Here is a 12,429-nt window from a genome sequence, read left to right on the forward strand (position 1 = left end):
GCTCAAGGGGCGCCTCAAATACTGATTCGGTATTCAGTATTTGTCTGCCTTTTTCCATTTCTGCCGACCAAGTACCTCTAAGGGTCTGCAAACGATCCCCTATTCCTTATGATTTCCGCTGCCCGCCCAGATTCCCCCTTCTTTCCGGCTGTTGCTTGGCTAGCTGAGGAAAAAAGATTTGATGGGGAGAGTAAGTTTTTACATCAACCGTTAAGGAATTTTCAGAAATGCCTTCACCATTTAATGTAAAGGGTGAGGTCATTTTGCGAAATGCCTTGACGTTTAAAGTAAAACCCGAAGGCATTTCTGAAAATCCCTTAACGATCTGTGCAAATGTGATTATTGTTTTTAACCCGGCCAGCGAAAACCAGCCCGGAATCGGGAGGCGGAGCCGGAAGACGAAGGTCGGAGGGGCCGTTGGGGCCGGGGAAGGAAGATGCAGACAGATCGGATCGTATGGAACCCCTTTAGAACATCTTAGGCCCGTAAGGGCAGAACAAGGCAGGTAGAAACTGATTTCCGTGTCAGTTTCTAAGGCGCCCTTGAGCAGCGAAGTCATAAAGAGTTCACTGCGAATGGCGCCGGCCTGCCTTGTTCTGTCCTTACGGGCCTTAGTTGTTCTTAGGGGCGAATCCCGAATCCGATCTGGCTGCATCTTCCTTCCCCGGCCCGGACGGCCCCTCCGGCCTTCGTCTTCCGGCTCCGCCTCCCGATTCCGGGCGTACCTTTCCGCCACCCCCGTTAAAAAACAACTTAATGTCTATGCATGGAGAACTTATCCATTTCATAGTTATCCAGATTCTGATGGACTAAACGTCCGTCAGCAGCTCCGATCAGCTGGTCTCTGGCTTTCTTTGCTTCCACTTCTGTTTTATGTTTGCTGGGACCGCCTACACAGCCGCCTACGCAAGCCATACCTTCAATGAAATCTGCCGGAAGCTTTCCTACCTTCAGCATCATCAGCGCTTTCTTGCATTCCGCAGCGCCGTTACATTTCATGACTTCAGGTGTGATATCTTCGTTCATTTCCTTAAAGCACTCTACTACCGCAGCGGTAACGCCGCCGGAATTGCCGAATCTCTTTCCGAATACGGAACCTTCCTGATAGGTATTCTCTTCCGGTTCCAGTTCCACGCCTTTTGCGCGCATCATAGCGCGAATCTCGCCAAATGTCATGGCATAATCCGCGTTGCCCTGGATATTCAAGTCGAGAGTTTCACTCTTCTTTGCCATACATGGCCCGATGAATACGGTAATCACTTCCGGGTCCTGAGCTTTCAGCATTCTGGATACGCCGCACATTGGGGATACGGTGGTTGACATGTTGTCTAAAAGCATTGGGAAATGCTGTTTGATCATATTGACAAAGGCCGGACAGCAGGATGTTGTCATCTTTTTGCCCTCTTTATATGCTTCAGCCCACTCAGCCGCTTCTGCTGCTGCGGTCATATCGCCGCCTAATGCGACTTCCACCATATCTGCAAATCCCACTTTTTTAAGAGCGGTTTTCCAGCTGGCCATAGTGATATCAGGTCCGAACTGGCCTTCTGTAGCAGGTGCTACCATTGCCACCACTTTCTTTCCTGCGCGGATCAGGTTGATCACATCCACCATAAATGTCTTGGAGCCGATGGCGCCGAAAGGACAGCTGTGTACACATGCGCCGCACTGGATACATTTGCTTTCGTCGATCACAACAATGCCGTTTTCATCCATGGTGATGGCGTCTACCGGGCAGCTCTTCTTGCATGGTCTCATCAGGTCTGCGATGGCGTTGTAAGGACATGCCTGAGAACATTTTCCGCATTCTTTACATTTGTCAGGATCGATATAGGCACGGTCTCTGCCCATGGAGATTGCACCGAAATGGCAGGAATTCTGGCATGCTTTTCCCATACACTTCTGGCAGTTATCGGTTACAACGTAACGGGAAATCGGACAGCCTTCGCAGGCGGAACTGATTACCTGTACGACATTGATCGTGTCTTTTCCGCTGGACGGGCATTTGCCTTCCGCAAGGCGTACCCTCTGGCGTATAATCTCACGTTCTTTGTAGATGCAGCAGCGGAACTGAGCCTGCGGCCCCGGAATCATCTTAAATGGAATCTCGTCCCTGTGCTGTTCCAGTTCGCCTTCCCAAGCCATCTTCGCCACTTCATACAGCACTTCATGCTTCAGTTTCAATATTGTTGCGTCATTCGTTACCATGATTCTTCTCTCCTCCGGTTTCGTGCTCCTAAACAGAAACCTAAATATAATAATTAATAGTAAGTTACAATTACCTGTTTGCCCATATCTTCCACCGCATGCTTCAACTGTTCCACAAGATTCTGGCGGATGCCCAGATCAAATGGGAGGCCAGGGTTCTGATATGCGCTGTTAATCGCTTTTCCAACGTATAAATGAAGCTCTGTACAGTCCTCTATGATCACTTTCGCCACCATAGAAGCACCGTTGGGCTTATCCAACTCCAGGAAAAATTCTTCCGAAACGCTTTCATTTTTCACATAGCGTCTCAGCAGCTGTACCACACGGTTTAACGTGAGCACACCTTCTGTTACAAGATCAATGCCGTCCATATAAGCGATCGGCGGAATCTCCGGGTCCACATAATCCAGAGAAACATCCAGACGTTTTTTCAGCACCTTGGAAACGATGGTAGCGCTTGTACCTCCGCATACGATTCGTTTCACGCCGTCGCCGCTCATGAAGTCGGCCACCATCCGGCCGTCGTCTTCCATCTTCTGAGCCGGGCCGGTCATCAGATGAACCGGCTTGCTGTCAATGATTCTCATAACGGCAACCGTGGTATCGTCGCCGGGACGGAACTGGTAAAGTTCGTCGCATGCCCGGCTGATGGCGCTGGCAAGGCGCATGGCTGAAATGGTTATGGAATACTGTTTTACCGCATAAGTCGCAATATCATCCCAAACCCAGCCGAAATTCAGCAGGCGTCCAACGCCCGCATGGATGGTTCCGTCGCTCATCAGAATCAGGGCATCCCCCTTTTTCACTTTAAAACGGAACTCGTTGATTTTTTTATTCTCAATAACGCGGATGTTCGGAGGAATCGGAACCAATTTCCCATCCCGGATGAAGATACAGGACGGATTGTCAAATTCCACCAGATAAGCATCCCCGTTATTAAATACCTGTAAAATACTGAATGTAGAATAGGCCACCTGACGAACCTGGCAGACCGGAAGCGTTTCGACGATGGTCTCCACACACTCCTCCAGCGTAGCGCCGTTCAAAAACATGGTTCCCAGGATCTTGGAAGTCAGGGTGGCAAGGATATTGGCCTTTACGCCGCTTCCCATACCATCCGCCAGAATCAGAATATTGGAATCCTCTGTCTGGAGAATCTCCACCTTGTCGCCACACAGGACTTCCGTAAATTTATTCAGGCTTTTATAAGCAACGTCTACGGTAACTCCCATTTATTTGACCTCGCTTTCACTTCCTTCTTCCAGAAGGGAACGGCAAAGCTGGGTCAGCGTTGTCTTGGTGTCAGCCGTTGTCTCTCCCAAAAGTCCGGCAATCTCCTGCGCCACCATCATCTGTTTATGGATGACTTTCTGCGCCAGGTCAATGGTTTCCAGCTTCTTCTCATACTCCTGCTGGGCCTGCTCTTCTTCTTTCGTAATATCGATGAAAGTGGCCAGCACCACATCTTCCTTCTCTACATAGACGATATTCTGAAGCGTGGATAAGCTGTATTCTGTATAAGTAACCTTCTTGCCGTGAATATTCTGATGTGTATCATAAACCCACTGGAAATCCACCGGATCAATGAATTCATACAGATACATATTCAGGGCTTCGGCTCTCGTCTTTCCGAAATATTTCTCTCCAACCGCGGAATATTCCATGATCTTCATATCTTTATCCACGATTAAAACGATGTTAGGAGACGTATCCATAACCAGGTTTGATAACGACTCCGCCTTTTCATGCATAAACGGAATACACATGTTGAGTTCCGCCTTTTTCTGGAAAACCGCAATGGCTTTTTCCCGACAGGTCGGATATCCGCAGGCGCCGCAGTTCAACTCGTCTTCCGGCTTGTTCTTTCCGGTCTGACGCAGAATATCCAGAATCTGTGCTTCTGTGGGCATCGGATCTTTTGGTGAATGATCCAGGAAGACCTTGCCGAAACGCAGCCCTTCCGTCATATCACTTTCCTGTTTGAAGTCCACAGGCTCCTTCGCTACTGTTTCTTCCATATCCAGCTTCACCTTAAATCTGGAAATGCTTTCGTCATTGACCGCCGGCCCCTTAATACATCCGCCGGAACACATATTCATCTCTATAAAGCAGCCTTTAATCTCTCCCCTGGACATGCTGGCACAGAGATCAATACAGTTTTTCGATCCGTGAACATAGAACTTGCGGTAGCTGTCCGTCTTCCGCTCTGTGGTGAGTACGGAATTTACCACCCCGTTAGTAACCGGATACAACCGGTTAACCTTTGGATCGATGTTGGCAAAAGGAATATCCTCACAGTCTTCAATGACGATGTCCTCTTCTCTCAGCCACCGCTCGATCTCATTGAAATTGAGAACTGCATCCACATAGCTGTCGTGGCGCGGATCTCTGGCTTCTTTCTTCTTAGCAATACACGGACCTAAAAATACAACTTTTGTTCCCTGTCCGAATTCCTTCTTCAGAAGTTTTCCATGGGCGATCATCGGGGAAACCACTGGAGCCAGATAAGGAACCAGCTGAGGATAATAGATCTCGATCAGATCGTTGGCGCTTGGACAGCAGGTTGTGATGATGTTCTCCATCTTTCCCTCTTCCAAAAGCTTTGCATATTCCTGTGTGACCACAATGGCCCCTTCGGACGTTTCGCGCACATCTAAAAAGCCAAGTTTTCTCAGCGCGGAATTCACCTGACCCAGGGTTTTATATTTTAACAATCCCATATAGGACGGTGCAATGGAGATGACCGTAGGTATTCCCTGCCTTATGTACCCTTTTACAATATCCAGATCGCTTGTTAAGGTCTTAGCTGACTGAGGACAGATCTGAAGGCAGTGTCCGCATAAAATGCACTTGTCCTCCATGATTTCCGCCCGTTCATCTTTGATCATAATGGCTTTGACTTCGCAGTTCCGCACACACTTATAACAGTGTTTACATTTTGTAGCCTTGAAATCAATAATTCCCATAATTAAAGCCTCCCGAGAATTTCTTTCTCAAAAAACTCCTTTGTATCATCCGGTTTTAATGAGTACAGCTTATCATCAACAGTCACGCAGACGCCGTTCACACAGTTTCCGCTGCAGAAAGAACCGTTTAAATCCACTTTTTCCGATAAACCATGCTCTGTAACCAATTCCTGAAGCTGCTGAATAATCTCTCTGGACCCCTTTAAATGACATGCACTTCCAATACAAATTGTGACTCTCATAAATAATTCCTCCACCTTATTAATTTCATATGTTAGACTCCAATTTACAGTTAACTACATTATCTCATATTGTGATTTTATTATCAATCCCATTTCATGTATTTTTTTCAAAACTTATCAGTATAAAGTTACTGTTTGAAGCTGAACAAGCCTCTGTATCCTCCCCCTTCTAAAACAAAGACTTGGGGTTCATTTTAATTAGAAGAAAGATTTTTGACAAGGGTATCCTGTAATGCTATAATAACGGTATTCGTGCTTACCCAAAAGGGTTCACTGATGGAGAAGGCGAGAAAACCGAATGATCTCGGAATTCTCATGCCCTTTTGGCATGAGATTCTTTTTTGTCGAACCTAATCTAAATCATGCTTAGAATGCCGCCAATGCGGCAGAATGGAGGAATTATGAAAAAAACATTATCATTTATCTTAGCCTGCGCTATGACGGCCATGGCTCTTACGGGATGCGCATCCCAGTCGACGGCGGTGGAGACCACGCCTGCTGCCGAAACCACAACAGAGGCTCCTACCGAAGCCCCCACCGCGGAATCCGCTGCCGGAGAAACCACAATCGCTCCTAATACGGCTGCCCAGGCCGAAGCGGAAGGAAAAGCCCTCGTTAAAGTCGGTTCCTTAAAAGGCCCTACTTCCATGGGGCTGGTATCTCTTATGGATCAGGCGGAAAAAGGGGAATCCTTAAATACATATGAATTCACCATGGTTGCAGCTGCCGACGAGCTTTTGACAAAGGTTGTAAGCGGCGATTTAGACATCGCTCTGGTGCCGGCCAATGTAGCCAGCGTCCTTTATAACAAGACAAAAGGCAATGTAACCGCCATCGATATCAACACATTAGGCGTTCTCTATGTGGTATCCGGTGACGATTCCATCAAATCCGTGGCCGATTTAAAGGGCAAAACCGTATACATGACCGGAAAAGGAACCACGCCTGATTATGTAATCAATTATCTTCTGGCTGAAAACGGCCTGACAAAAGACGATGTGAAACTGGAATACAAATCCGAACCGACCGAAGTGGCCGCACTGTTAAAAGAGAATTCCGATGCCATCGGCCTTCTGCCGCAGCCATTTGTTACGGTTGCCATGGCTCAGAACGAAAACTTAAAGCTGGTTCTGGACCTGACAAAAGAATGGGAGGCCGTTCAGGGTGAAAGCGGCAGTCAGCTGGTTACCGGCGTTACCATTGTCCGCAATGATTATCTTGCAGACAACAAAGAAGCGGTGGACAACTTCCTGAAAGAGCACAAAACTTCTGCCGACTTTGCAGTATCCAATCCGGATGAAACCGCTGAACTGGTTGCTGCACAGGGAATTATCGAAAAAGCTCCCATTGCCAAAAAAGCTCTTCCTTACTGCAATATTACCTGTATAACAGGAGAAGATATGAAATCAGCCATAAGCGGTTACCTTCAGGTGCTTTTCGACCAGGAACCGGCATCTGTAGGCGGAACGCTTCCTGCCGACGATTTCTATTATCTCCCATAAAAAGAATTATCAAGGTGTGTTTCCATGAGTAAAAATGCAATGATCCGCAAATTTTTAATCGCCCTGTTCTGGCTGGGGCTCTGGCAGCTGACCAGCCGGGCGATTCATAACTCAATCTTATTAGTAGGGCCTTTCGATATGATGAAGGCCCTTTTTTCCCAGGCAGTCACCGCTGATTTCTGGAAAAGCATTGCCTTTTCCTTTGGAAAAATCAGCATCGGTTTCCTGGGCGCTTTTGTACTGGCAATCCTGCTGGCAAGCCTGGCTTACCGCATTCATTTTCTGGAAGAACTTCTGGCTCCTCTCATGACCCTTGTTACGTCCATACCTGTGGCTTCTTTCGTGATTCTGGCGCTGATCTGGATCGGGTCGGGAAAGCTTTCTGTTTTCTGCTCATTTCTGGTGGTCTTTCCCGTTATTTATGTAAATACTTTGGCCGGCCTTAGGAGCACGGACCGGGAACTTCTGGAAATGGCGTCTGTCTTTGGAATGTCCGGCTGGAAGCGGATTTATTACATCTACCGCCCTGCTGTTTTTCCTTATCTGGCCAGCAGCTGTAAGATCGCCCTGGGCATGAGCTGGAAATCGGGAATCGCTGCCGAAGTCATCGGCGTGCCTGATTATTCCATCGGAGAACGGCTGTATATGTCAAAAATCTATTTGGATACGGCCAATCTGTTTGCCTGGACGTTTATCATCATAATCATCAGCGCATTATTTGAACGTTTCTTTCTCATTTTGCTGAAACGGACGGTTGGGCACAGCTGCTGAAACCATTGGGGCTGTGTACAGTAATCTCATATTTAAAGGAGAATCAAAAGGCAGCATGAAAATACTTGTAAAAGATCTGGTAAAATCATATAATCAAATTAGACTTTTTCACCTGTCTGAACTGGAACTGAAGTCAGGTGATATCTATTGTCTGATGGGCCCTTCCGGAAGCGGAAAGACCACATTTATGAGAATTCTTCTGGGGTTGGAAACAGCGGATGAAGGCACGGTGACTATCACCGAAGGGACGCATTTTACTGCGGTATTTCAGGAAAACCGTCTGTGTGAATCATTTTCGCCTCTGGAGAACGTGATGATGGTCATGCGCCGCCCCATGGGCCGGAGTGAGTTGTTAGATGAGCTGGGACGGATTCTTCCTGCCGAATGTCTGGATCGGCCGGTTTCCACGCTGAGCGGAGGAATGAAGCGCCGGGTGGCAGTATGCCGCGCCATGCTTGCGGATTCGGACGGCGTCATCATGGACGAGCCGTTTACCGGGCTGGACAAGGAAACTAAACAGACGGTCATCCGCTATATAAAAGAGCGTTTAAACGGACGCATGCTTCTCGTATCCACCCATCAGGCAGAGGATATCTCCTTCTTTGAAGGCAAGGTAATACAACTAACAGGAGGTAACGCCAATGATTAAAATTTATGGAACCATGATCTGCCCGGACTGTGAGGCGCTGAAAAAACGCCTGATGTCGGAATGCATTCCCTTTGAGTTTTGTGATTTTTCGGCAGCGACCCAGAACCTGAAGGATTTTTTGAAAATCCGCGACAATCACGCTTATGACAGCCTTTTCGATCCTGTCCGGGAAGCCGGAGGCGTGGGAATCCCCTGCATCGTTTTGGAAGACGGAACCATAACATTAGATCCTGAAGTTTTATTCACAGAAGAAGATTAATAGAAGCGAAAAAAGGAACCTTGATTCTTCCGGCATATCACAGCCATGGAAAAATCAAGGTTCCTTTTTTGTTTAGATTCGAGGGCAAGACCTTTTGACACCCCAATCTGTTTATTAAATAACTACATCTCCGTCAGCTTTGTTTTCCTCTTCACCCATGGCCTGCTTTAACAGCTCAGCCTGGTCCTGAGTCATCCCTGTAAGTTCAACTTTGCGGTTTACCTTAGCATCATAGGTATCGGCTCTCATAATATCCGCAAGATCCACGCCTGTCGCCTCTTTCATGGATGCGAACAGTTTAGCCATAACGATTGGCACATTGCCTGCCACCGTATTCATGCCGCTGTCGTCTCCGCCGCCTCCGATGATGGTAATCTTATCAATCTTAGCAAGAGGTTCTGCGATCTTGCCTGCGATATCGGGAAGAACCTGAATCATCATCTCTGCCATAGCAGCCTTATTGTACTTCTGGTACGCTTCTGCTTTCTTCTCCATACCTTCCGCTTCTGCCAGCGCTTTGGCCTGAATAGCCGCCGCTTCTGCCTCACCTTTTGCCCGGATACCTTCCGCTTCCTGCTTCATGGTGTAAACCTGGGCATCCGCCTGGGCTTTCTTGGCTTCCGCTTCTTTTTCCAGCTCAAACTTCTTAGCTTCCGCTTCCTTCTGGCGTTTATAGAGATCTGCATCCGCTTTCTGCTGCTCTGCGAACTTATCCGCCTCGGCCTGTTTCTTAATCTGAGCTTCCAGCGCTTTTTCCTTAACTTCTACTTCACGCGCCTTCAATTCAACCTCGCGCTCCTGACGGGCGATGTCGGCGTTGATTGTTGCAGTCTCAATGCTCTTTCTCTGTTCCTGCTTCTGGATATCATATGCTGCATCCGCTTCGGCCTGTTTGGTATCCGCGGTCTTTTTCAGCTCTGCCCGTTTGATCTCCAATTCATTATTTCTCTTAGCGATCTCTGTCTGGGCGTCTACTCTGGCATCATTGGAATCCTTATCCGCTTTGGCCTGGGCGATGGCCACATCTCTGTCGGCCTCTGCCTTTGCGATGCTGGCGTCCTTCTTAATCTTCGCCGTGTTGTCCATACCGAGGTCTTCAATCAAGCCGTTTTTATCCATAACGTTCTGGATGTTGCAGGAGAGGATCTCAATACCCAGCTTCTCCATATCGACTTTCGCCTTAGACTGAACCTGATTACCAAATTCGTCCCTGTTATTATTGATATCCTTCAGGGAAATGGTGCCGATAATCTCTCTCATGTTACCCTGAAGAGAATCCTGAAGGTCATTCACAATATCCTGGGTTCCTTTGTTCAGGAAGTTGGTCATAGCCAGTTTCATCTTCTGGGGCTCTGTGCTCACCCTCACCTTAACGACTGCATCCACTTTGATGTTAATGAAATCCAGGGTCGGAATAAAATCGTCCGTCTTCACATCGATTGTAACCTGGCGCAGCATCAGCTTATCCATTCGTTCCAGATAAGGAATCATAATTCCTGCCCGCCCTATGAGCACTTTAGGCTCCTTCTTCAGACCGGATATAATGTACGCCACATCCGGCGGCGCTTTCTTGTACCCAATTGCCATAATGAGAATAAATAAGAAGACAATTACAGCAACTACAATGACACCAATGTAACCTGCCAACAGCTCTAACATACCACTACCTCACTTTCCCCTTAATCTTTTATTTTTTTCTATTATATTCCATTTATTTTCAATTTTTTTGACTTTTTCCTTACTATTTTCATAAATATTACGACTTTCGACATTTTTACCTGAAAATGTACACGATATGAAGAATTTAACCATGCAGGCCATAAATTCCGAATTGCCGTGAACAGTAACCAGCTCAATAATCCACTCAATAATTCCATAAAAAAATGCTTGTATATTTTTCAATCTCCGTTTATAATAGCTTTATTAGCGGGGCATTAGCGCAGCTGGGAGCGCGTTTGAATGGCATTCAAGAGGTCGTGGGTTCGAATCCCATATGCTCCATGAAAAAAACACAAGGCCGTGGGTCTTGTGTTTTTATTATATTAGGAAAGAGGAGGAGGAATTACATGTTTTTCAAAAAAGAAGTCTATGTATCCACTAAAATGGAGGATTATGTAAAAGCCAAACAGGCGCTCCAAAATGCAGGCATTTCATACGACATCAAAATCCGCAACACCGGTTCCACAAGCAGCCGCGCCAGACAGACCATGGGAAGATTCGGAGAACAGCCCCACTTGGAAACCTTCTACTACATCTATGTCTCTCCCAAAGATGCGGAAGCCGCCGCCTATGTCTTAAACAAAATCCGCCGTTAACTCCGTCCCCTTGATTTATTTTTAAAATTTTCTCTTACATTTTAAAATAACTACAAAATTTTCACAGCCGTCCCATAGGCCATCACTTCTGCCGCTCCCTGAGCAACCGAACTGCTGTTATACCGAACCGCCACGACCGCATCTGCGCCCAAAGCATTGGCCTGACTGATCATTCTCTCCGTAGCCAGTTCCCTGGCTTTTTCCATCATCTCATTGTATGAGGTTAATTCACCGCCCACAAGAGTTTTAAAGCTGTTCATAATATCTTTTCCGGCGTGAACCGTCATAATGCTGGAACCTTTCACCAAACCCAGCATCTCGATTTTCTTTCCACTGATATCTTCCGTTGTAACAAGCAGCATAATCGTATCCTCCTAATCTATTTTTCTATCCTTTTCGCTTGATCCAGATACCGTTCATATTCTTCGGCATCCAAAGGCAGCGTTACCTTTTGTCCTTTCCAGGCGGAAAGATAAGCGGCGTTTGCCAGCTCCATCGCCCTCTCCCCTTCACATCCCTGGGCAATCAGGCTCTCTTTTCCCAAAACAGCCTGCGTAAAGTTCCTCAGCATGAGAATATATGGTTTTTCCTCATCCATCTCCTCATATTCGGATGTTTCTAACGTACTGTGCAGTTCCTGAATGCTTGTAACCTTTGCATTCTTCGCATAATCATTCATATCCGCATGGTAGCTGCAGACCTCCAGGCGGGCTCCCGTCAGCACTGCCCGCCCCTTGGTTCCAACCACCTCGAGCACATCCTCTCCGGTGGGCTCCCCGGTGGTCATGAAAAATGATCCCGTCATGCCGTTTTCATATTCCATAATCATGGAAGCTTCGTCGTCCACCGTAAAATCATTATATTTACCAAACGGTATGTAGGCGTAAATGGACTTTGGCATGCCGAACAGCCACTGCCATATATCCAGGGAATGCTGCCCCTGATTGATCAGCATTCCGCCATTTTCACCGTTCCAACTGCTCCTCCAGGAACAGGATTTGTGATAATATTGGGTGCGGAAGGAAGTGACATCCTTTGCGGTCACTCTCTTCAGCTCCCCAAGGCATCCTGAGACAATCAATTCTTTAAGCGCCATGTATTTCGGATAAGATCTGCGATGAAACATCATGGAATAAACCGTTTGGGCCTCATGGGCCGCCGCTCCCATAAGCCTGGCCTCCTTAACGGAAATTCCGGCCGGCTTATCACAAAGCACATGCTTTCCCTCTGCCAGCGCCCGGGTCGTATACTCCAAATGGCTGGTATGCGGAGACGCGACGATAACCGCATCAAATTCCTCTGTTTTGGCAAACATCTCGTCAATGGTTCCATAGATTTTGATCTGTCCGCCCAGGTTTTCCCGTATCCACTGATGGCTTTCCCTGCTTCTGGCACAGATTCCGACAAGCTCCATACCCGGAACCAATCCGTTACTGATAAAACCCGCATATTTTCTGCCGATAGCTCCGATTCCAACCAAAACAACCTTAACCTGTTTCATGCTCACCTCTCCTTAT

At 47.2% G+C, this 12,429-nt stretch carries 14 protein-coding genes and 1 tRNA gene; 6 read left to right on the forward strand and 9 right to left on the reverse strand.

What is annotated here, in order from left to right:
- Nucleotides 1-106: 106 nt before the first annotated feature.
- From C0033_RS26730 to C0033_RS07675, 6 genes are read right to left on the reverse strand one after another with little or no spacing between them, the layout of a single operon-like run.
- Nucleotides 107-655 carry a hypothetical protein gene (locus tag C0033_RS26730; protein ID WP_146043749.1) on the reverse strand — a complete coding sequence of 183 codons (549 nt, stop codon included), beginning with the start codon at nucleotides 653-655 and terminating at the stop codon, nucleotides 107-109.
- Nucleotides 612-752: a hypothetical protein gene (locus C0033_RS26935; protein ID WP_180994619.1), complete on the reverse strand. Its 141-nt coding sequence runs from the start codon at nucleotides 750-752 to the stop codon at nucleotides 612-614. The genes C0033_RS26730 and C0033_RS26935 overlap by 44 nt, the downstream gene beginning before the upstream one ends.
- 1 nt (nucleotide 753) lies before the next feature.
- A complete protein-coding gene (locus C0033_RS07660) occupies nucleotides 754-2,208 on the reverse strand; it encodes a 4Fe-4S dicluster domain-containing protein (protein ID WP_103227287.1) in 1,455 nt (484 codons plus the stop codon).
- Between the two features lie 53 nt (nucleotides 2,209-2,261).
- Complete coding sequence (locus C0033_RS07665) at nucleotides 2,262-3,440, reverse strand: SpoIIE family protein phosphatase (protein ID WP_103227288.1); 1,179 nt, start codon at nucleotides 3,438-3,440, stop codon at nucleotides 2,262-2,264.
- Nucleotides 3,441-5,174: a [Fe-Fe] hydrogenase large subunit C-terminal domain-containing protein gene (locus C0033_RS07670; protein WP_103227289.1), complete on the reverse strand. Its 1,734-nt coding sequence runs from the start codon at nucleotides 5,172-5,174 to the stop codon at nucleotides 3,441-3,443.
- A gap of 2 nt (nucleotides 5,175-5,176) precedes the next feature.
- Nucleotides 5,177-5,416, reverse strand: coding sequence for an NAD(P)H-dependent oxidoreductase subunit E (locus tag C0033_RS07675; RefSeq protein WP_103227290.1), 240 nt, complete (start codon nucleotides 5,414-5,416; stop codon nucleotides 5,177-5,179).
- Nucleotides 5,417-5,817: 401 nt separating this feature from the next.
- On the opposite strand from C0033_RS07675, the gene C0033_RS07680 reads away from it, so the two are divergent.
- Genes C0033_RS07680 through C0033_RS07695 form a run of 4 tightly spaced genes read left to right on the forward strand, consistent with a single transcriptional unit; the run spans nucleotide 5,818 to nucleotide 8,597 of the window.
- Complete coding sequence (locus C0033_RS07680; protein ID WP_103227291.1) at nucleotides 5,818-6,918, forward strand: ABC transporter substrate-binding protein; 1,101 nt, start codon at nucleotides 5,818-5,820, stop codon at nucleotides 6,916-6,918.
- Nucleotides 6,919-6,942: 24 nt separating this feature from the next.
- Nucleotides 6,943-7,689, forward strand: coding sequence for an ABC transporter permease subunit (locus C0033_RS07685; protein WP_103227292.1), 747 nt, complete (start codon nucleotides 6,943-6,945; stop codon nucleotides 7,687-7,689).
- A gap of 55 nt (nucleotides 7,690-7,744) precedes the next feature.
- A complete protein-coding gene (locus C0033_RS07690; protein WP_103227293.1) occupies nucleotides 7,745-8,338 on the forward strand; it encodes an ATP-binding cassette domain-containing protein in 594 nt (197 codons plus the stop codon).
- Nucleotides 8,331-8,597: a glutaredoxin gene (locus tag C0033_RS07695; protein ID WP_103227294.1), complete on the forward strand. Its 267-nt coding sequence runs from the start codon at nucleotides 8,331-8,333 to the stop codon at nucleotides 8,595-8,597. Before C0033_RS07690 ends, C0033_RS07695 begins: the two co-directional genes overlap by 8 nt.
- A 114-nt stretch (nucleotides 8,598-8,711) precedes the next feature.
- On the opposite strand, the gene C0033_RS07700 is transcribed toward C0033_RS07695, so the two are convergent.
- Nucleotides 8,712-10,256 (reverse strand): flotillin family protein, encoded by a 1,545-nt coding sequence (locus C0033_RS07700; RefSeq protein ID WP_103227295.1) that lies wholly within the window; start codon nucleotides 10,254-10,256, stop codon nucleotides 8,712-8,714.
- Between the two features lie 269 nt (nucleotides 10,257-10,525).
- Between C0033_RS07700 and C0033_RS07710 the strand changes: the two genes are divergently transcribed.
- A tRNA-Ala gene (locus C0033_RS07710) sits at nucleotides 10,526-10,598 on the forward strand.
- Nucleotides 10,599-10,663: 65 nt separating this feature from the next.
- The gene (locus C0033_RS07715; protein WP_103227297.1) at nucleotides 10,664-10,912 is read left to right on the forward strand and encodes a hypothetical protein; all 249 of its coding nucleotides are present in this window, start codon (nucleotides 10,664-10,666) and stop codon (nucleotides 10,910-10,912) included.
- 50 nt (nucleotides 10,913-10,962) lie between these two features.
- Here the strand turns inward: C0033_RS07715 and C0033_RS07720 are convergent, their stop codons facing one another.
- Nucleotides 10,963-11,274, reverse strand: a complete 312-nt coding sequence (locus tag C0033_RS07720; protein ID WP_103227298.1) for a YbjQ family protein — start codon at nucleotides 11,272-11,274, stop codon at nucleotides 10,963-10,965.
- Between the two features lie 17 nt (nucleotides 11,275-11,291).
- Entirely contained in the window at nucleotides 11,292-12,413 is a 1,122-nt protein-coding gene (locus tag C0033_RS07725) for a Gfo/Idh/MocA family oxidoreductase (protein ID WP_103227299.1), read from the reverse strand.
- Between the last annotated feature and the right edge of the window lie 16 nt (nucleotides 12,414-12,429).

The sequence above is a fragment of the Clostridium sp. chh4-2 genome (genome assembly GCF_002899675.1).
Classification (GTDB): Bacteria; Bacillota; Clostridia; order Lachnospirales; family Lachnospiraceae; genus CHH4-2.

Coding starts and splice junctions, on each gene's coding strand:
- C0033_RS26730 (WP_146043749.1), bottom strand. CDS start 655: ATGCAGCCAGATCGGATTCGGGATTCGCCCCTAAGAACAACTAAGGCC.
- C0033_RS07660 (WP_103227287.1), bottom strand. CDS start 2,208: ATGGTAACGAATGACGCAACAATATTGAAACTGAAGCATGAAGTGCTG.
- C0033_RS07665 (WP_103227288.1), bottom strand. CDS start 3,440: ATGGGAGTTACCGTAGACGTTGCTTATAAAAGCCTGAATAAATTTACG.
- C0033_RS07670 (WP_103227289.1), bottom strand. CDS start 5,174: ATGGGAATTATTGATTTCAAGGCTACAAAATGTAAACACTGTTATAAG.
- C0033_RS07675 (WP_103227290.1), bottom strand. CDS start 5,416: ATGAGAGTCACAATTTGTATTGGAAGTGCATGTCATTTAAAGGGGTCC.
- C0033_RS07680 (WP_103227291.1), top strand. CDS start 5,818: ATGAAAAAAACATTATCATTTATCTTAGCCTGCGCTATGACGGCCATG.
- C0033_RS07685 (WP_103227292.1), top strand. CDS start 6,943: ATGAGTAAAAATGCAATGATCCGCAAATTTTTAATCGCCCTGTTCTGG.
- C0033_RS07690 (WP_103227293.1), top strand. CDS start 7,745: ATGAAAATACTTGTAAAAGATCTGGTAAAATCATATAATCAAATTAGA.
- C0033_RS07695 (WP_103227294.1), top strand. CDS start 8,331: ATGATTAAAATTTATGGAACCATGATCTGCCCGGACTGTGAGGCGCTG.
- C0033_RS07700 (WP_103227295.1), bottom strand. CDS start 10,256: ATGTTAGAGCTGTTGGCAGGTTACATTGGTGTCATTGTAGTTGCTGTA.
- C0033_RS07715 (WP_103227297.1), top strand. CDS start 10,664: ATGTTTTTCAAAAAAGAAGTCTATGTATCCACTAAAATGGAGGATTAT.
- C0033_RS07720 (WP_103227298.1), bottom strand. CDS start 11,274: ATGCTGCTTGTTACAACGGAAGATATCAGTGGAAAGAAAATCGAGATG.
- C0033_RS07725 (WP_103227299.1), bottom strand. CDS start 12,413: ATGAAACAGGTTAAGGTTGTTTTGGTTGGAATCGGAGCTATCGGCAGA.